Origin of the sequence: Legionella quinlivanii, from assembly GCF_003265995.1 — a bacterium.
Lineage (GTDB): Bacteria > Pseudomonadota > Gammaproteobacteria > Legionellales > Legionellaceae > Legionella_C > Legionella_C quinlivanii_A.
The window spans coordinates 90,778-110,599 of the sequence record NZ_MVJN01000006.1; the positions used below are offsets into that span (position 1 = coordinate 90,778).

Sequence of the window (19,822 nt, forward strand, 5' to 3'; positions counted from 1 at the left end):
CTTTAAATCTGGGAACTGATGTTATGCAGATTCCATACACAGGACAGACTTCCTGATTTCCGAAATGCAGCGGCCATTCCAGATATAATCATAATGGCCAGCCTGTACCGGAATGCCAAGAGCCGGTGGTCGAAAAATCGCCACACATTTTCCCCCTGCTCTTCTGGCACTTGGATACAAAATGCCCCACTCATTCTTCAGTTTGATGCGTCGCCCAAACTCCTGGCTTTTAGCATAAGACTCCAGCGCGGGGCTACAAATCGGTGCGTAACGATCATCGCAAATGCTGACCAGTGCCCTGGTTACTTTTGCCTGATATTCACGCATTTGGATAATACAGGCATTTTCGTTGGATGCTTTGAGAAAGATTTCCCGGTGAAATCTTGTTTCAGCAATAGCTGTTTCGACCGAGTCAGCTGCATAATATACTCCGTATGAAGAGCCATCGCTAAACCGGGAAACGCCGAAATGAGTAAAAGCAGCCATTAACGGTGTAGACCCAGGACCATATACCCACTCATCTTTAGGCAGCAAGGAGAGCCGTCCGTATTCCTCCGCGAGACGATCATTAGTCAGTCCCTCAAGAAGAGCAATCTCCTCCAGCTCTTCTGCACTCTCTGCCCAGTCAAATAAACTAACGGGCGGATATCTTGAAGGAATTAGTCGATGCGTTTTAGCCTTGTAATCAATATACTCATAATCCATTAATATCCTCGCCAATAATCAAGAAAGCGCCTTACGTCTGCAAGACGCAGCAAACTGCCGTCCAGCATAAATTCTCTTGGTGTCTTGCCATTAAATGGGGGTAAACTATTAGCCCGTTCGATCCATGACGTCGCCTGTTCGCTATCAATAAACAAGATTCTCAAATCTTTATAAATCCCCAGGAGTAATGAAATCCGCTCTTTTTCATCTTTGGACAAACGTCCTTCCAACTTGTTTATCCCTTTATAATAAGTTGAAGCGGCCATATCACCCATTAAAATACGGGCCTCATCAGTATCAAAATGGAATCGCTCCATCAGATTCTTTAATGATTTCCAGGCTACGCCGTCAGAAATGATTGCGGCAGGATTAACAGAGACTTTCATGAAATTCTCCACTCGTTCCAGTCTTGCCCATAATTTATTCATACACAAGACCACTTTTTATTATTTTAGAATAAATTCTAAAATTAGACAAGCAATCCCCTTGCATCCCTATCAATATTTTGTAACTCTGTTTAAACCAATTTTAATAGAAGAATCCATATATGCGCTTGATATTTAGCATCTTATTAAGTGTTGCCCTTCTCCCCCCTGCTTATGCAACAGCTCTTTCACAAGAGCAGCCTGACCCTTTAAATCTTAAATGGCTGGATAAGTCGATATCCCCAGCCGATAATTTCTTTGCCTACGCTAATGGGACCTGGCAAAAACAAAATCCTATCCCGCCAGAATATGCAGTCTGGGGCAGTTTTTATATTCTTCAGGAAAGTGTTCAGGATAGAATTCATCAAATGCTGACCGCATTATCGGATAATAAAAACCTTCCCGAAGGCAGTATTGAGCAAAAGATTGGTGATTTTTATTTTAGTGGAATGGATGAGGCTACGATCAATCAACTGGGCATATCCCCCCTTCAGGATATGTTTGACTCAATTAATTCAATAAAAAATAGTAAGGATTTGCAGCAGGTTATTAGTAAGCTTCAATTGAATGGGGTAAGTGCCTTATTCAATTTCGGCAGCATGCAGGATTTTAAGAATAGTAATGAAATGATAGGCGCTGCGATGCAGGGAGGACTGGGATTACCTGATCGCGATTACTATACCAAAGCAGATAAAAAGTTTCAGGACATCCGCTCTGCCTATGTCCGGCATATCGCCAAAATGCTTGAGCTGGCTGGCGATGACGCTGGAACTTCTCTGAAGGAAGCAAATGAGATTATGCAGCTTGAAACCGCTTTAGCTAATGCTTCAATGACTCAAATTGAGCAGCGAAATCCCCGTGCCATTTATCACATGATGGCTGTAGATGAACTGGACAAAATAACCCCTCAGTTTTCATGGCCTGCTTATTTTAATCAGATCGGTCTTGAGAAAATCGAGCATATTAATTTGGGGATGCCCAACTTTTTTAAGAAAATGAATGAGTTGCTCGCCACCGTTTCATTAAACACCTGGAAAAGCTATCTGCGATGGCATGTTCTTGATGCCTACGCACCTTATCTGTCAAAACCTTTTGTCGATCAAAACTTTCGCATGAGCTCCCTTTTAACCGGTACAGAAAAACTCCTGCCTCGCTGGAAACGGGTAGTGAATACCGAAAGCCAGGCATTAGGTTTTGCTATCGGTAAAATGTATGTTGAAAAATATTTCCCGCCTGCGTCGAAAGCTCAGGTAATGGAGATCCTTAATAATATTAAGCAGGCTTTACGGGATGAGTTGAAAACACTTCAATGGATGTCGCCTGCAACGCGAGAAGCCGCGCTGAAGAAGCTTGAGTTGATGAAAGAGCGTGTGGGTTATCCTGAGAAGTGGTGGGATTATTCAAGTCTCAAAATCGACAGAGGCCCTTATGTATTGAATGTCGTCAGAGCCAGCGAGTTTCTGGTCAAAAGGGATTTGAACAAGATTGGAAAACCCATTGATAAAACCGAATGGAGCATGACCCCGCAAACGGTAAATGCCTATTATGATCCTTCTATGAATAACATTAATCTGCCCGCAGGCATTTTACAGCCGCCCTTTTTCGACCCCAATGCGCCAACCGCGGTCAATTATGGAGCGATTGGTTTTGTCATCGGACATGAAATAACTCACGGTTTTGACGACCAGGGTGCTCAATTTGACGGCTATGGGAATCTGAAGAACTGGTGGAGTGCTGAGGATTTGAAAAAATTTAATGCAGCCACTCAATGCATAATGGAGCAGTTTTCACAATATAAAGTGGATGATCTGTCAGTCCAGGGTAAACTGGTAATGGGTGAAGCCACTGCGGATCTGGGAGGGTTGACTCTCGCCTATAAAGCCTTTAAACATTCGAAAGAGTACGCATCAGCTAAAACCATTGATGGGTTTACCCCCGATCAGCAATTTTTCCTGGGCACCGCTCATGTCTGGGCTTCCAATATCCGTATGGCACAGATGCGCACCCTGATTATGACTGATCCGCATCCGCCAATGATTTACCGCGTCAACGGCACTTTAGCTAACATGCCTCAATTCCAAGCCGCTTTTGGTATTAGCGGACAAAGTCCAATGGTGAATCAGAAACGTTGTGTGATTTGGTAGGAATGTAAAATTGGCAAGTATTTGAGCAATGCTTGCCCCGCTACGTACTGTGCATTATTCACTTTGATCATCAAGATCAAAAAGACTGCATAGCCTCGTTTAAATGCCTCAAAACACTTAAATCAACCACGGTAAGACGGATCGTCGCTGCGGATAAACATTTGCGTATAATATATCCAGCCCCCTTCAATTCTTGCAATACCAATACCGGTCAGATTGTAATTCCCAAGAATATTGGCCCGATGACCTGGGCTTTCTGTCCATCGTCTGGCAACTTCTCTCGCCGGAATTTTCATATAGGCAATATTCTCAGCGCCTCCCCGACACAGCTTGATTTTTTTGTACACTACATCAATCCGCTTATTAAATCCCTGATGTCCGAATGACATTTGCTTTCTTGCCATTTCCAAACTATGACGCTGGGCTTCAAGCGAAATGATCGGCACTAACTTTAAAGGAGGTCGATGGTGTTGCGCTCGATAACTGTTAATGTATTCAAGAATAGTTTGCTGAATTGCAGCATCACTTTGAGCCGTTTTTGATGTCGAAGCGATTACTGAATAAGAGAACAATAAACCGAGAACCCCCGCTAGTATTTTTTTCATATTAACTCGCTACAGATGGATAAAAAATTGTCACGAGCGGAACTATCAACCAAAATGAAGAGTTTGTCTACAAAGATTTTAGCAATTGCCGAGTAAAACTTGCCCTTAAGTAGAAGCCGCGGGGCAAGGTTCGGATTTTTTTGCCTTCAGCATCAAATCCATCGCATAAGGAACGTGCATTAGCAGCCTTGGGTCTAACCTGAAGATATTCACCCATGGAGGCATCAATTTCTTCAAGGCGCCCCATTCCAATCATTGTAGAATGCTCATGCCAATCGTCTGAGAGGATGCGCTCTTGCTCTTCATTAGGAGACCATAGGAACCCGCTGCCTATTCGTCTTTGCTCAAATGGAATCATAGTATCACCCTCAACCGGCACCCATAAAACCCTTTGAAGCTTCTGAAAACATTGGGATTCTTTCCATGTTTCACGGTGAATGCTGGTTAAGGATATACTGGTCACAAAAGTGGATTCAGCAGGCTTTCCCAGTGCATTCAGAGGAATAGTCTTTAATTCAATACCAAGATTCTCAAAATCAGGAACCGCTTTAGTGCCAGCCGTTGTCCCCAAAGCCAGTTCAATAGCTAGACCGGTCCAGCCTTTTCTCTGGCTTTTTGTTTGCGGGATTGTGCACCCTGTTAAACAGGCAAGCTGGCTAAAACTCAAACCAGCAATACTACTACAGCGAGTCAGTAACTCGCTCTCGCTGCTTAACGCGTTTTTGCATAACGAAAGGCTCATAATCGGTTGCTTTTTCTTTTAGTTCGACTGTAATCGGTGGTATGGGTGGTTTAATTCCTGCTTCCTTGAATTTCGCCATAATGGCAAAAAGGACTTTGGATCGTATTTCAACCCGCGTGTTGAACTCAACGTTTATAAAATAACGCACTTCAAATTCAATCAAAGCTTCATCAATTTGCTTCAGAAACACCTGACAAGGTGGATCTGGAACAATTTCCGGAATTGTCGCCAGTACTTCCATAATAAGCGCTTGAACCAGACATGGATCATCGGCGCGACTTACTTTCACAGGCACTACCGTTCGGATAATACTATCCTGATGGGTCCAATTGGTGAACGGCTTATTAAAGGTTTCAGCATTAGGTATTAATACTTCCATATTATCCCAGGAAGATACACGCATCGAACGAATACCGATATGAGCCACCTTCCCTTCATAGCCGCCCAGAGTAATCAAATCTCCTTCCCTGACCGGCCTCTCAATTAACAGCATCAGGCCGCCTACGATATTACTGGCGAAATCCCTGAGGCCGAAACCCATTCCGACAGCCAGCCCCCCGATCACCATTGACATGCCGCTAAAATCCAGACCCAACACTCTTAGTGAGATAAAACCGCCTACCAGAATAACCGCGTATTGAGTAAAAACGGAAAGACTGTTTCTAATCCCCGCGTCACGGGCATCTCGATAGAGCCAGCGGTAGCAAAATTCCCGGGTCCATTTTGAAATCCAGGCACAAATTGAAAACAAAAGAAGAAACTCAAGCACACTGATAGCAGTGATTCGTATACCGGACAGATTAACGATGGGATACTCGCCCCATTGATAAAACTTACTGATAATTAGTGAATCCGAATGCCAGTCAAACAGTTGAAATAACACATACAAAGAAGTCATTAACAACATAATTCTTAATATTCTGTCAATTGGCTTAAGGATGACCTCAATCCACAGCCAACCATTTCTTAAACTGGAGATCATCCATTCCGACAACAACTCCAGCGCATCAAACATCAGCCCTCGGAGAAGTACATACCCGGTGATGATCATCAGGATCTGCACCTGGTAGATACTCATTGTCCAGGCCAGATTGATATAACCAATAAGGCCCAGGGAAGCAGTGGTAAAGACGGTAAATGGTATTAATACCTCAAGCAATACAATGGCATGTCTCAGATATCTCTTCTTCGACTTTAATAAAGGATGGAGTAAATGCGAAATAAAATCCTTGCTCTTCCAGATAACGAGGGATACTGCTAACAAAAATAGCATGAACAGGCGGTTGAATATATCCTGAATCAAGATTGCCAGTGGCAGTTGATGACTAAATACCATCAGAGCAGTAGTCCATCCTCCAGCCATGAGCAGCCATTTGAAGCGATAGTACAAGCGCACGTCTTTGCCTGAAGAATCACTGATCCGCTCCAGAAGTGATCGTCTGGCGATTAAAATAAGAGTCCGGAAAGTCAGCCAGACCAGTAACAGATTGAACAGCATCTGGTAGTTGGAAAATGGAACATAATTGCCATAAAGAAGCACAAACAGAATGGCAGACGCCGTCAGATGCGGTAAGTTTTTCTCAAACAGGTTAAGAACTCCGTCATAGAGATGACCTGACAAACGAGAGCGCTCTTTATCATTGTTTCGTTTCAATACCCTGCCCAGTGCCAGAGCGCTGACGAGAATAACACATACCCCCATCCACAACAGTGCGGCAGGAAAAGTATCCTGCCATAGATAGTTATCCCTGGCCTTAAATGCAAGCGACTTGCAATAGTTGTAAAATTGGGTAGGAATATGCGCCAGTTGTTTAAAAATCTCAGGCCAGCTGTCAATACGGTACTCAGACAAACTTTGCCTGACCGCCAATTGCTTTTTAAGTTCCTGCTGATGATTTTCGAGATCCTCCTGAAGCGTTTCCTCCTGAATAGAGATACCGGCAATTCTTGCATTAACTACTCGCAGTAATGAATTAAACTGCTGCTTTAAGTTGGAATCATTAAGATGAGGAAGTTCATTTTTTAACATGACCACCATTTTCTTAAGCGACTGCTCCATTTCAGATAACTGACTGATCATATTTTTATATATTTCAGTCACTGTTTGCAGGGTGCGAATATCAGGGCTTTTCAGCAGCAGGAAATCAGCTCTTGCCAATTTCCCCTGCAGATTTAATTCCGCAATTTTGTGCTGAGTCAGGTTAATGACCTGATTATTCAGAAGCAATCGCGCTTCAAGGCCATAGGTTGCTTTGAAATTACTGCTGCTTTTAATATCTTGCTGTAATTTTAAACTGTTTTGAAAAAGCTTTTGCAAAGAATCATTCAGCTTATCTTCCTGAGCATGGAGATTGGTAAGCTGGTCATTCATCTGTTCTTTTGATTTCCATAGCTCCAACTGGTCTTTCTGAACCTGCAAAATCTCCTGATAACGTCTGGCGAGTTTTAAATTTTCATTAATCAGATCAATAGTTTTTTTATTGATATCATTTAATGTATTGATTTTTTCAATCTTTTCCTGAGAACTGATTTGCGGAAGCTGGCTTGATGGGAATTGCTGTAATTGTTTCAAGCGTTGGCTAAAATCAGCCTGAAGCTTTTTCTGGTTTATCAGAAAACTTTCAAGACTGGTAATTTTGGCTTTATTTAATGCGATGGTTGCATTATTTTCCTGCAGTCTTTTTTGATATTCATCCTGGTTACCTGGCGGCGGCAGTGTTTTTACTTCGCCAATAGCAAGGGTTAAGCTATTTTTTTCCTGAGTTAGATACTCAATGAGCTGACTGCTGCCGTTGCTATTCGCAAAACTTAAGGCAGAACAAGCTAGCAAAATACCAGTAATAAACAAGATTAGAGTTTTTTTCACTTTCTTCTTATCAATAAAGTCAATTTTCTCACTGCAAATTGACAAGTTAATTCAAAATTGTATCACATTGCTCTTATTGTTGCCAATTAAGTTTGATTTCGCGACCTGCTAAAGCTCGGATAACTGCTTTTAATCTCTCTTCCCTTAAAATCCTCTCTCCCCTCAGGGGAGAGAGTTAGAAGGAGGGGTTAAAATCAACCCTCACCCTAGCCCTCTCCCAAACTTGGGAGAGGGGATTTTCTCTTAGGTTTACGCCCACGCCGGCGCAGGAAATAAGAAAAAATACATTAACTTAATGGCAATGGGAGTTAGGAAGAGGGGCTAAAATCAGCTCTCACTTTTTCACTTCGCTTTCGCCGTTGGAGCAAGCCGAATTCCTAATTCATTCAATTGCATTTCATTCACCGGCGTTGGTGCGTTAGTCAGCAAACAGGAGGCTGATTGCGTTTTAGGAAAGGCAATCACATCACGAATGGAAGTCGAATCAGTCAATAGCATGGCCAGGCGGTCAATCCCCAGGGCAATTCCACCATGCGGAGGACAGCCGTATTGAAGTGCATCGAGTAAAAAGCCAAACTTCTCCTGGGCCTCCTGCTCATCAATGCCCAATAATCTGAAAACAGCCTGTTGGAAATCATACTGATGAATACGAATGGATCCGCCGCCTATCTCGTAGCCATTGATCACAATATCATAAGCCTTGGCAAGCACTTGCTCAGGATTATTCTTCATCATCTCAATATCCAGCTTTTGTGGTGAGGTGAAGGGATGATGCATCGATTGCAGGCGGTTTTCTTTTTCATCCATTTCAAACATGGGCCAGTCAGTAACCCATAACAATTGCCAGCCAGGCTGCACCAATTGTCTGTCATGACCCAGACGAACCCTCAAGGCGCCCATTGATTCATTAACGACTTTATTTGAGCCGGCACCGAAAAAGACCACATCACCAGTTTGTGCCTGAACACGGTCGAGAACGGCATTGACAATAGACTCATTTAAAAACTTGAGGATTGGCGACTGAAGCCCTTCATAGCCGAGACTACGATCGTTAACTTTAATGTAAGCAAGCCCTTTGGCACCATAAATGCCTACAAAATCCGCATAACCATCCAGCTCTTTTCGGGTCAGTTCACAGCCCCGCGGTAATTTCATAGCAACTACACGCGATTTTGGATTCTCTGCGGCCTCAGCAAAAACCTTGAACTCGCATCCCTTAACCAAATCTTCGATATCGATTAACTCTAAAGGAATGCGCAGGTCAGGTTTATCGCTGCCAAAACGGCGCATGGCTTCAGCAAAACTCATTCTGGGCAGTGTCTCGGGTAACTCAACCTGTAACAAGTCCTTGAATACTTTTTTCAACATTCCTTCAATGAGAGACTGGATAGTGGACTCATCGATGAATGACATTTCAATATCAAGCTGGGTAAACTCAGGTTGACGATCAGCTCGCAAATCTTCGTCCCGGAAGCAGCGTACAATCTGGTAATAACGATCGAAGCCGGACATCATCAGCAGCTGCTTAAATAATTGCGGAGACTGAGGCAAGGCATAGAACTGGCCGGGGTGAACTCTTGACGGAACCAGATAATCCCGGGCACCTTCCGGCGTTGCCTTGGTCAGCATAGGCGTTTCAATATCAATAAAATTCTGTTCGTTTAAATAATCACGAATCGCACGATTCATTTTATGTCGGATAATCAGATTGTCCTGCATATCCTGACGGCGTAAATCAATATAACGGTAACGATAGCGCAGATCTTCATTAACCACCTGAAACTCATCAGGCAGAAAAGGTGGGGTCTCGGACTGATTCAGAATTTGTAATTCAGTTCCCAGAATTTCAATTCGGCCAGTCAGCATTTTATCATTTACCATCCCGGATGGACGATTACGAAGCTTGCCCTTGAGCTGCACGACGAATTCATGCCGTAATTTTTCCGCAACCTGAAACACATCAGAAAGCTCTGGCTCATAAACCACCTGAACAAGACCGGAGCGATCTCGCACATCAAGAAAGATAACTCCCCCATGATCGCGTCGATTATGAATCCAGCCACAAATTGCAACAGTTTCCCCAATCATTGTTTCATTTACTTCAGTGCAATAATGTGAACGCATAGGAGCCGCCTATCTATAACTATTGTTTAACAAAGTCAGCAGTCGAAGACTGCATAACGCCAAGAGAAATGATGTATTTTAATGCTTCATCGACACTCATTTGAAGCTCAATCACTTCTTTTTTAGGAACCAGAACCAGAAAACCAGATGTGGGATTCGGTGTGGTTGGAATAAATAAAGAAAGCATGTCCTGTCCGCAATGGGCGGTTAGCTCATCCGTTGTCGAGCCGGTCAGAAACGCAAGACTCCACAAGCCTTTCCTGGGATACTCAACTAACATGACTTTCCTGAACGCCTGGCTGTTGCTGGCAAAAATAGCCTGAATGACTTGTTTTGCGGCGGTATAAACCGAACGAACCAGAGGGATACGAGCCAGAACGGCTTCGCCCCAGCCCACCAGACGCTGTCCAAAAAAGTTCGTGGCAATGATCCCGGTAATAATCAGAACCACCAGAGACAAAATTACACCGAGGCCCGGAATCCTCATCCCAATCAGGGTTTCAGGTTGATAGGCCTGCGGCAGCAGAGCGATGGTGCTATCGAGCAGCTCGATTAGGAATCGAAGTATTACCAGGGTTACCAGAATGGGTAACCATACAACTAAGCCCGCAAGAATAAAGCTGCGCAGGGATTTGGATTTCAATCAGATTCACCCTTTACCTTAGTGCTTTCTGTTGTGGTTCCAGAGGAGCCTTCAGAGGACGACTCTTTTTTCTGTGCTGGCTTATTTTTATTCTTGAAATCAGTAACATACCAGCCGCTGCCTTTCAGCTGAAATCCTGCTGCGGATATAAGCCTTACGGCGGTATCCTCAAAACATTGAGGACATTGCCTGATTGGGGTATCACTTATTTTTTGCATCAAATCAAAATGATGATGGCAACTTGTACATTCATACTCATAAATTGGCATCATACGCTCCATTAAATCGGTGTGCCTTGGAAAATGGAAATGACCACTCCCCTTTAATCATATATTTTAACCCATAGCTGTAATCATGGGCTCCCGTATCTTTACAATTATAACGGACTAGAGCCTGAACAGACAATCAGATCATATCTTTATTTCCATCCAATAAAAGACCTTTGTGATAATCAGTCCGGCCCAGGTACGGCATTTGCAGACGCTCTTTTAAGGTAGTGATGTTTTTTTCAATTTCAAGCATCTCTGGATCCAGGATATTCGCAATCCAACCAGCGACAGGACAATGATTGGAACGCAGGACGGAATCCGTTAACAGTGCATGATTGAGACAACCTAATTTCAAGCCGACCACAAGAATAACCGGTATGTTCATTAATCGGATTAGATCAATCCAGGACTCCTGTTCATTCAGTGGAACGAATAGCCCGCCAGCCCCTTCAATTAAAAGATAGTCAAAAAGAGTATATTCTTTTTTTTTACAGAAGTTTGCAATCTTTTCGGCGGTCAGAATAACATTTTCAGCGCCGGCCGCCAAATGAGGAGAAACTGGCGAAGCAAAATGCCAGCCATTAATCGGTATTTCAGACTGTAGGTTATGCTCCTTAAGCCTTACTAAATCGCTGTATACCTCACAGCCATTTTCAAGCACCCGTCCTGAAACTACCGGTTTCAAAGCCAGCGCCGATTTATCGCGGCCATGCAGATAATCTAAAAGCTGGCAGGTCACATAGGTTTTACCACAATCAGTATCCGTTCCGGTGATGAAATAAGACTTCATTGAATGAAATCCTCCAATATATAAATAAATTCTTCCTGCTGCGACAAAAATGGCATATGGGCTGATTTTTTAAAAAGATGATAATTAAACTGCGGATAATGTGCCTGCATAGCCTCGAGGACAGCAAAGGGAGTAATGGAATCAAGTCGCCCAAAGCAATACGCTATCGAAAAATTGGCCAATGCCAGCGGCTTTCGTAAATCCCATGATTCCAGAATCTGAAGCCCTGCTCTCAAAGCAGTCGTTGCCGGCAAAGTCTCTGGTAAAACGCTGCTCTTACGCCGAGCCTGTAGAACTACAAAATCCTCCAGTGTCTCTCTGGGCTGGGTTTCGAGGTTTGCAAGAAATTTTTCTAAAACCTGTGGATTTACGCCGGGCCAATCTTCTTTCTTTACAAAACAAGGGGATGCGGCGATATTAATTAAATGACTCACACGCCCTGATTCAAGCGCCAGACGGGTCGCGTATAATCCTCCCAGAGACCATCCTGCTATAGCAAACTCCTCGGGTAAATGTTCAAGCAACATTTGTTGAAACTCATCCCATGACATGAGGCTGGTATGGCCAAAACCGGGTAAGTCCACCAGAAAAATCCTGTACTTATCCTGTAATAAAGCAGCCGTTGAAGACCAAACGCGATGATCAAAACCCCAGCCATGAAAAAAAACCAGAGCGCGTTTTTTTGGATTACCGATTGTATTAATATTGATTTTCATAGAATTCATGTAAACAGGCAAATAAATAATCAATGTCTTCCTGACGATGACTGGCGTTTAACACAATGCGCAAACCAGTTTCCTTGCGTGATACGGTAGGCTGTCGCATTGATAAGGCTATTATTTTACGCTCAAGCAAGCGCGCAGCAAAAGAAGCTGCCAATTCGGGACAGCCTAATTGCAATTGCTGAATTGGGGTTTCTGAATCTCGCCAGCATAGAGGCGACTTACTGATTTGACTTCGGAAATAATCTACTAATAATCGAATATAAATACGCTTTTCACTGGATTTGCTGACTGCTTCCAGTGAATGTAAAAGGCCATATGCCATCGCCGGACTGATTGCTGTAGAATAAATTGTGGAGCGGCCTGAATGAAATAAAGCATCAATCCATTCATGGCGTCCAACAACAATCGCGCCCTGAGCGCCCATCGCTTTTCCAAAGGGAATAATGCGTAAGGCAATGTCTTTTTGACTCAAGCCATAAAATGCTGAGGCTCCCCGCCCTGTATCTTCCAGAACGCCAAATGAATGAGCCTCATCAATTACACATTCATAATTATATGCCTGAGCATCTTGAGCAACTTGTTTTAAATCAGGTTGTTGCCCGCTCATGCTGAAGATGCCTTCGGAAATAATGACTCCGCCGGTACTGATTCCGTTTAGCTTGTTGAGTAAGTCTCTCCTGCAATTGTGCAAAAATCGACTATAGCTGACACCAGAATACTTAATGCCATCATAAAATGACGCATGAACTCCCTTATCAATGAGCAAGTGAGTATCCAGTTTTGCAAGCATTGAAACCACTGCCAGATTGGCCGCATAACCTGAACTGAAAAGCAATGCAGAATCCACTTGCATAAACTGGCAAAATTCATTCTCAAGCATTTTATGCGTTGGATGATAGCCGCAAACCGCCTGAGAAGCGCCGCTTCCAGCAGGGTATCGTTCAAACCCCCTCAGAAACGCCGCTCTCACTTGCTTATCGGTGGTTAAATTTAAATAATCATTTGAACTGAAATTGCAAAATCCGTTTTGCTCAAACAAATGCCGGCTGCGATATAATCCTTTCTTTTTGATCTCATCCAGATAAAGACTGATCTTTTGCTTCATGCAAGACTGGTTTCCAGGCCCAGCTTCTCAAACAACTGTTTATCTCTGGCTCTCTGCGGGTTTTCCTCAGTAAGTAATTTATCGCCAGCAAAAACCGAGTTAGCTCCGGCAAAATAGCATAAAGCCTGAAGCTCGTCGCTCATTGCAGTTCTCCCAGCCGTCAATCGAATCATACTTGCAGGCATCAGCAGTCTTGCTGTTGCAATAGTACGAACCAATTCAATACCTTCAGCAGGATTGGCTTTGGCAAGAGGAGTACCTTCGACCGGGATTAAGCGATTGATGGGCACACTCTCGGGTGGAATTTCCATATTTGCCAGGGTCATTAAAAATTCAATACGGTCTTCCCTGGTTTCTCCCAGACCAAGAATACCGCCGCAACATACATTAATCCCGGCATCGCGCACATGCTTGAGCGTCTGTAAACGATCGTCGAAGGTTCGGGTTGTTGCCACTTTATTATAATAAGAGGGTGACGTATCAATGTTATGATTGTAATAATCCAGTCCAGCGTCTTTCAGAAAGGACGCCTGCTGTTCAGTTAACATTCCCAGCGTCATACAGGTTTCCATTCCCAATGCCTTCACTTCCTCAATCATCGTTTTCAATTGAGGAAGTGCTTTCTCTGGAGGACAACGCCAGGCAGCCCCCATACAAAAGCGTTTGGCACCGCCTTCCCTGGCTTCTCTGGCTGCCTGAAGCACCTGCTCCAGATCCATCAGTTTTTCTTTCTCAACATGTGTTTTATAATGGCCACTTTGGGAGCAATAACCACAATCTTCAGGACAGGCGCCTGTTTTAATACTCAGTAAAGTAGCCACTTGTAATTGATTTGCCGGATGATGCTGGCGATGAGTCTGATGCGCCGTAAAAATCAAATCATTAAAAGGCTGGGAGTAGATAGCAGCCACCTCTTCCAGGCTCCAGCCGGCTTCCGGTCTGATCATTCAATACCTCGCTTTTATTATTTTTCAGTGCCCTGGCAGTGAGCCCCATTAAATTAAAATTTTATTATCAATCCCAGCATGATAAAGTGTTTGCCCTTATTGTCAACCTGTGATTTTAAAATGGTTAACATAGACTGTATCGATAAAGATTTACGACACATTTGGCATCCATGCATGCAAATGAAAGACTTTGAACAATCCAGGCCTGTAGTGGTGAATAAAGCCAGGGGAAGTTATCTTTATACTGATCAGGGCGTATTGATTGATGCGATTTCCAGCTGGTGGTGTAAATCCCTGGGGCATGGGCATCCCGCTATACAATCTGCCATTAAAGATCAACTAGAACAGTTTGAGCAGGTAATTGCTGCCAATACCACACATACAGCCCTTGCCGAGTTGGGTGAACGTCTGGCATTTCTAAGTGGAAAGCAGCATTCATTTTTTGCCAGTGACGGTAGTTCCGCTGTGGAAATCGCACTTAAGCTTGCCTTACATGCCTCTCAATTAAAAGGGAACCCTGAAAAGCGTGATTTTATCGCTTTAAAAAATGCCTATCATGGCGAAACATTGGGCGCTTTAAGCGTTAGCGATCTTGGTATTTACAAACAGCCCTATGAAAGCCTTGGTCCGCGCTGTCACTTTATTCAGTCGATACCTTATGTTAACAGCTCCAACGATCCCCTGTGGACTGACTGCAGCGGTTATTGGGATAAAACTCTTGATTCTCTTGAATCATTAAAATCGACTGCCTGTGCGATAATCGTAGAGCCGATTATTCAGGGGGCTGGCGGCATGCTCTGCTATAGTGCTGATTTTTTGCTCAAACTGGCGCAATGGGCAAAAGCGAATGACATCTACCTGATTGTGGATGAAATTATGACTGGAATGTGCCGCACAGGCGAATGGTTCGCTTTTCAGCATGCCGGAATTCAACCCGATATGATTTGCCTTTCCAAAGGCTTAACCGGGGGAACCATTCCCCTAAGCTGCGTACTCATTGATCATGAGATTTATCAATTATTTTACCATGACTATGAAAAAGGCCGCTCCTTTCTCCATTCGCATACCCATAGTGCAAATGCAATCGGTGTTGCCGCGGCCTTGGCTGCCATCAAAACCATGCAGCTTGAAAATACAGAGCAACAGGCTACCCGACTGGGGCATATAATGCATTCCCTTTTTAAAGAGATCGCTGAACAAACTGATAAATTACACAATGTTCGCTCAATTGGTGCGATGGTAGCAGCCGAACTGGTTCCCAATCCCAAACACAGTCGAACAGGTTTTTATTTTTATCAGCAGGCATTAAAACAGGGAGCATTATTGAGACCAATGGGTGATACCATTTATTGGCTTCCCCCTTTAAACAGCGGCAACGAAACCATTGTTAAATTGGCGGAAATCACATTAAACTCTATCTATGCTACCTATCGCTGAACTGTAATTAACAGAGTCCAATGAACGCTGCTCAACATCGCTATAATCACCTGTTTACCCGGTTCACTATTTTGTGGCTTGTATTTACGCTCATTATTTTAATTGGCACATTTTATTATCATTGGCAGCAACTGCATATCCAGCATCAAAACAAATTAATGGCCGAAGCCAATAAAATAAGCCAGGAATTTGATGATTTTATCTCTATTAATCTGGAAATATTTGGCTATATGGGAAGTCCGCGCGATCTTTGCCAGAAACTATCGCCAAAACTTCACCAGGAACTTTTCAACAACCCCTTAATATCAGCACTGCTAATCTCTGATAATAGAAATCAGTTATTGTGTTCAACCATTAAGGAACCCATTACCCTTCCTGAATTCAGTCAATATAACCCTTCATTCTCGGGTCCTTACAAGTTTGGAAAAGGGATGGCCGAATCGTTTTTGGTACAGAAGCGGCTTAATGATTATACCATTGGTCTAATCCTGCTCGAAACTGTGGTCAACAATTTCATTGAGGAGCGTAATCACAATTTTTCAGGGATTAATATATTCGATAAGGAGCCCAGGCGAATATTATCCAGAATTGGTACGCAAAATCATTCTATAATTCATATACAAAGAAAACTAAAAAACGCAAGTAATATTCATCTTGATTTTTTTGCAAAACAAGCTCAGATAAGCAATTACTTTGTAATGAAAGAAGTCATTCTAAATCTGAGTCTACTCCTTTTATCTCTTCTTTTTTATTTATACTTCTCTCATCTGATAAGCCATCGTCTCTCATTGAAGTATGCTATCAACAATGCAATTCGTTCACAGCATTTTCATCCGGTTTACCAGCCTATCTGGAACTCTAATGAAAATAAATTTTTAGGAGCAGAAGTACTGATTCGCTGGGAGACTGCGGAGCAGGAAATTATCATGCCAGACCTGTTCATTGAAGAAGCCGAGCGATCGGGCTTAATTATCCCGCTGACCTGGCAGCTAATTGAACATACTTTTCATGAGACAGGCGAACTATTAGTAACTTATCCTGATTTTCACCTGGCATTTAATCTTTCTGCCCGTCATTTCAGACATCCTTCTTTCTTTTCAGAATTCTATGAACTATGTCAGTCAAAAGCTATTCGTCCGGAACAAGTTATTCTGGAATTAACAGAAAGAGACTTTTTAGATAAAGATAATCCACAAATTATCAGACAGATGCAGGAGTTAAAAAAACTGGGATTCTCTATTGCTATTGATGATTTTGGCACGGGACATGCGAGTATCAATTATCTGCAGCATTTTCCTTTTAATTATCTTAAAATTGACAAATTATTTATTCAGGCGATTGGTACAGGCGCCGTAACTGAGAGTTTAAACCAAGCGATTATTGACCTGGCCAATACCTTAAAACTATCCATAATTGCCGAAGGTGTTGAAACGAAAAAACAATACGATTATCTATTAGATAAAGGAGTATACTGGATGCAGGGCTGGTATTTCGCCAAAGCCATGAATCGGGATGAGCTTCTTGATTTGATCCGTTATAAGGCTAGATGATGATAAAAATATACAATGCTTCAATTCTTGTGCTTCTTTTTATATTGAGTCCTTCTGCTTTCAGCCAGCCAGGGAATACAGAAGAAAACTGGAAATGCCGTGTTTATGATCAAACAAAAAAAGAGTGGCTGGCCGTTAGCAATTATGAATTGACCGCATTAAACAAGGCATTCGATTCCTGTAAAAAGGAAAGCCAGTTCCCGCTGACCTGTAAAGCGACACGCGCTAACTGCGATGGTTTTGCCGATGGGCATTCACTAAGCCCTTTGTGGCAGTGCACAGCACTCGATGATGAAGCGCAAGCCTGGTTAAGTATTTATTATCGACATCGTGATGACGCCGTATTTTCTGCAAAAGAGTATTGTCGAAATCATAGTAAAGTTCCGGAAACCTGTTATGTTAATTTGTTAACTTGCAGAAATATTAATCAGCAATATTGATTGAGGGCCGCTATGTTTACCATTGGCTTGACCGGGAATATTGCCAGCGGCAAATCAACCGTTATAAATCTGTTTAAATCACTGGGCGCTAATATTATTATTGCCGATGATATCGCTCGTGAATTAACCCAAAGCGGCTCTCCCGTTTTAGAAACTATCAAGGCCCATTTCGGCCCTTCGGTAATCACGGCCGGCAATGAATTAAATCGGGCCGCATTACGAAGGATAATATTTGACGATGCAAAAGAGAGGCTTTGGCTGGAAGCCTTACTCCATCCTCTGATTCAAAAAACAATCGCAGAGCGCGTAGCCGGGCATAATTCAACTACTTACAGCGTTATTGAAATCCCCTTATTAAAGGATCGGAATAACTATCCCTATCTGGATCGAATATTAGCACTAATAGCCAATGAAGAGGTGCAAATTGCCCGGGTCATTGCCCGGGATCACTGTGATGTCGCCCAGGCAAAAAAAATTATTGCGTCTCAACCCAGTATCGAGGAGCGAAAAGCAATTGCAGATGATTTACTGATAAATGATGGGAATCTGGATGAATTAACAAATAATATCAAAAATTTGCATGAGAAGTATTTACAATTGGCCATGCTAAAGCGATCATAAATCTTTAATCCGATTTTAGCCCCATTGAGCCGGCTAAGGATAGCATTCTAAATGCAGCAAGAAACAATTACATTTCAACTGGCGACTCATTCCTTGCCCAAAATTGCCTTGCGTCTTGAATGCCTGCATCAGATTATAAAAGAAGCATGTGCCGAATATCATCCCGTTATTCATCACTATGCCTTGCAAAAGCTTATCGAAACCGTTCAACTGATTCAAAAACCTGAATTAAAAAGCCGATTTCTTAAAGAGTTAATGCGCATAGAACATAGCGTTAACAGAAGCAATGCGCTCTCTCCCGAGCTATATGCCCGCCTATTTACACAAATTCAGATTTTATCGAATACCATCGGACGTTTTGGTGATGATATTCATCAGGATCCTTTTCTAAATGCAATCCGTACCGCCCAATCCAGCCAGCATCTTGACTGTGAGGCGCATCCTCCTCAATTAATATTATGGATGGAATCTTACCCAGAGTTCAGACAGAGTCAGTTGAGCCAATGGCTTGGCTCCCTGCGTCTTTTACATGATACCGTCAGTATCTACCTGAGTTTATTGAGAAACAGCGCCGACTATTTTCAGATTAGCCTGAATAATGGATTTTATCAGCAGCAATTACCGCCCCGTTCTTCCTGTCATCTCATTTTGCTGCGTATGGAAAAAGCCTCAGGAATGGTTCCCAAAATGCAGCTGGGACATCATGGTTTGAGTTTAAGCTTATGTGAAATGAGTACTATGCGCGAGATCAGAGATAGCAATGCGAAGCTCGATATTGCGATTTGCCAGCTTTAATTTCACCAGTAGGCAAGCAGGAATTTTTTACACCCTTCTTTCAGGGCTTTTATTTGGGCTACTAGGTTATTTTGGGATGAGCCTTATCAATGCTCAGCTTTCGGTGTATAACACTCAATTCTGGCGATTTTTATTATCGGCAATCTGCCTCTCGCTCATGCTATTACCTTCTTTGAATAAAACATGTATCGCAAAAATTGAATTATTCAAGCTTTTTTTGTGCGGCAGTTTTTTTTACAGTAGCTGCGCGATTTTTTATTTTCAGGCCAGCAAGCATATTGGTTCAGGTTTAGCGATGATTATTTTCTATACTTATCCAGTGATGGTAATGATCACGAATAAAATGGTTTTTCGCATTTCCATCAGTAAACTATATTATCCCGTACTGTTAATGATTGGCTGCGGATTAATTTTATTAACTCATGGCAGCATCAATGGAAACTTGGATTTATCAGGTATTTTGTTTAGCCTGATTGCGGCATTTTTGTATGCTCTGTATATCATTTGCGGCAAAAAAAGCCCGGTTCCCGCTTTACCTGCCAGTCTGATGCTGTGTTTAGGCTGTTTACCGACTTGTTTTTTTGCCGCCTGGCTTGAGCAATCGTTCTCAGTTCCCAACGGTTTTCACAACTGGATAAATTTGCTTGGCCTAAGTATTCTTTGTACCGCCCTTCCCATAATGTGTTTGTTGAAGGGATTACAGTATCTTAATACTGTTCAAGCCTCTATTCTCTCAGTTCTTGAACCCATTTTTGTTTTACTGTTTGGAATGCTTCTTTTGGGAGAGCAAATCAATTTAATTCAGATGGCAGGGGTAATAGTGCTGCTAGGCGGTGCCTTCTTATCCCTGCTTTTTTGATGGTAAGAAATCCCGTCTTCTGCGGGAAAA

General features: G+C 42.8%; 19 protein-coding genes. 7 read left to right on the forward strand and 12 right to left on the reverse strand.

Features of this window, described 5'->3' with window-relative positions; translation table 11 throughout:
• Window positions 1-21: 21 nt before the first annotated feature.
• Together B1207_RS08770 and B1207_RS08775 are read right to left on the reverse strand one after the other, a co-directional pair.
• Window positions 22-705 carry an RES family NAD+ phosphorylase gene (locus B1207_RS08770; RefSeq protein ID WP_112219612.1) on the reverse strand — a complete coding sequence of 228 codons (684 nt, stop codon included), beginning with the start codon at window positions 703-705 and terminating at the stop codon, window positions 22-24.
• Window positions 705-1,133: an antitoxin Xre-like helix-turn-helix domain-containing protein gene (locus B1207_RS08775; RefSeq protein WP_253255820.1), complete on the reverse strand. Its 429-nt coding sequence runs from the start codon at window positions 1,131-1,133 to the stop codon at window positions 705-707. Before B1207_RS08775 ends, B1207_RS08770 begins: the two co-directional genes overlap by 1 nt.
• Before the next feature lie 119 nt (window positions 1,134-1,252).
• Between B1207_RS08775 and B1207_RS08785 the strand changes: the two genes are divergently transcribed.
• Entirely contained in the window at window positions 1,253-3,274 is a 2,022-nt protein-coding gene (locus B1207_RS08785) for a M13 family metallopeptidase (protein ID WP_112219615.1), read from the forward strand.
• A 122-nt stretch (window positions 3,275-3,396) separates the two neighbouring features.
• Here B1207_RS08785 and B1207_RS08790 read toward each other — a convergent pair whose 3' ends face one another.
• The 10 genes from B1207_RS08790 to bioB form a co-directional block, all read right to left on the reverse strand.
• The gene (locus B1207_RS08790) at window positions 3,397-3,879 is read right to left on the reverse strand and encodes a CAP domain-containing protein (RefSeq protein ID WP_253255821.1); all 483 of its coding nucleotides are present in this window, start codon (window positions 3,877-3,879) and stop codon (window positions 3,397-3,399) included.
• A gap of 67 nt (window positions 3,880-3,946) precedes the next feature.
• Window positions 3,947-4,621 (reverse strand): DNA mismatch repair endonuclease MutH, encoded by a 675-nt coding sequence (gene mutH, locus B1207_RS08795; RefSeq protein WP_112219616.1) that lies wholly within the window; start codon window positions 4,619-4,621, stop codon window positions 3,947-3,949.
• Window positions 4,560-7,532, reverse strand: a complete 2,973-nt coding sequence (locus tag B1207_RS08800; RefSeq protein WP_253255822.1) for a mechanosensitive ion channel domain-containing protein — start codon at window positions 7,530-7,532, stop codon at window positions 4,560-4,562. Before B1207_RS08800 ends, mutH begins: the two co-directional genes overlap by 62 nt.
• Before the next feature lie 297 nt (window positions 7,533-7,829).
• Entirely contained in the window at window positions 7,830-9,611 is a 1,782-nt protein-coding gene (aspS, locus tag B1207_RS08805) for an aspartate--tRNA ligase (protein WP_112219617.1), read from the reverse strand.
• A 19-nt stretch (window positions 9,612-9,630) separates the two neighbouring features.
• The gene (locus B1207_RS08810; protein WP_112219618.1) at window positions 9,631-10,254 is read right to left on the reverse strand and encodes a DUF502 domain-containing protein; all 624 of its coding nucleotides are present in this window, start codon (window positions 10,252-10,254) and stop codon (window positions 9,631-9,633) included.
• Window positions 10,251-10,523 carry an FmdB family zinc ribbon protein gene (locus B1207_RS08815; RefSeq protein WP_112219619.1) on the reverse strand — a complete coding sequence of 91 codons (273 nt, stop codon included), beginning with the start codon at window positions 10,521-10,523 and terminating at the stop codon, window positions 10,251-10,253. The genes B1207_RS08810 and B1207_RS08815 overlap by 4 nt, the downstream gene beginning before the upstream one ends.
• A gap of 136 nt (window positions 10,524-10,659) precedes the next feature.
• Complete coding sequence (bioD, locus tag B1207_RS08820; protein ID WP_112219620.1) at window positions 10,660-11,313, reverse strand: dethiobiotin synthase; 654 nt, start codon at window positions 11,311-11,313, stop codon at window positions 10,660-10,662.
• Window positions 11,310-12,029 (reverse strand): alpha/beta fold hydrolase, encoded by a 720-nt coding sequence (locus tag B1207_RS08825; protein ID WP_112219793.1) that lies wholly within the window; start codon window positions 12,027-12,029, stop codon window positions 11,310-11,312. Before B1207_RS08825 ends, bioD begins: the two co-directional genes overlap by 4 nt.
• Window positions 12,013-13,143 carry an aminotransferase class I/II-fold pyridoxal phosphate-dependent enzyme gene (locus B1207_RS08830; protein ID WP_112219621.1) on the reverse strand — a complete coding sequence of 377 codons (1,131 nt, stop codon included), beginning with the start codon at window positions 13,141-13,143 and terminating at the stop codon, window positions 12,013-12,015. Before B1207_RS08830 ends, B1207_RS08825 begins: the two co-directional genes overlap by 17 nt.
• Window positions 13,140-14,090: a biotin synthase BioB gene (gene bioB, locus B1207_RS08835; protein WP_112219622.1), complete on the reverse strand. Its 951-nt coding sequence runs from the start codon at window positions 14,088-14,090 to the stop codon at window positions 13,140-13,142. Before bioB ends, B1207_RS08830 begins: the two co-directional genes overlap by 4 nt.
• A 120-nt stretch (window positions 14,091-14,210) precedes the next feature.
• Between bioB and bioA the strand changes: the two genes are divergently transcribed.
• Genes bioA through B1207_RS08865 form a run of 6 tightly spaced genes read left to right on the forward strand, consistent with a single transcriptional unit; the run spans window position 14,211 to window position 19,792 of the window.
• On the forward strand, window positions 14,211-15,527 hold the full coding sequence (gene bioA / locus B1207_RS08840; RefSeq protein WP_112219794.1) for an adenosylmethionine--8-amino-7-oxononanoate transaminase: 1,317 nt from the start codon (window positions 14,211-14,213) through the stop codon (window positions 15,525-15,527).
• A 20-nt stretch (window positions 15,528-15,547) separates the two neighbouring features.
• Window positions 15,548-17,077: an EAL domain-containing protein gene (locus tag B1207_RS08845; RefSeq protein WP_112219623.1), complete on the forward strand. Its 1,530-nt coding sequence runs from the start codon at window positions 15,548-15,550 to the stop codon at window positions 17,075-17,077.
• Window positions 17,074-17,517, forward strand: coding sequence for a hypothetical protein (locus B1207_RS08850; RefSeq protein WP_253255823.1), 444 nt, complete (start codon window positions 17,074-17,076; stop codon window positions 17,515-17,517). Before B1207_RS08845 ends, B1207_RS08850 begins: the two co-directional genes overlap by 4 nt.
• 12 nt (window positions 17,518-17,529) lie before the next feature.
• Window positions 17,530-18,138: a dephospho-CoA kinase gene (coaE, locus tag B1207_RS08855; protein ID WP_112219625.1), complete on the forward strand. Its 609-nt coding sequence runs from the start codon at window positions 17,530-17,532 to the stop codon at window positions 18,136-18,138.
• A gap of 51 nt (window positions 18,139-18,189) precedes the next feature.
• A complete protein-coding gene (gene zapD, locus B1207_RS08860) occupies window positions 18,190-18,933 on the forward strand; it encodes a cell division protein ZapD (protein WP_058506520.1) in 744 nt (247 codons plus the stop codon).
• On the forward strand, window positions 18,899-19,792 hold the full coding sequence (locus tag B1207_RS08865; protein ID WP_112219626.1) for a DMT family transporter: 894 nt from the start codon (window positions 18,899-18,901) through the stop codon (window positions 19,790-19,792). Before zapD ends, B1207_RS08865 begins: the two co-directional genes overlap by 35 nt.
• Window positions 19,793-19,822: the final 30 nt, after the last annotated feature.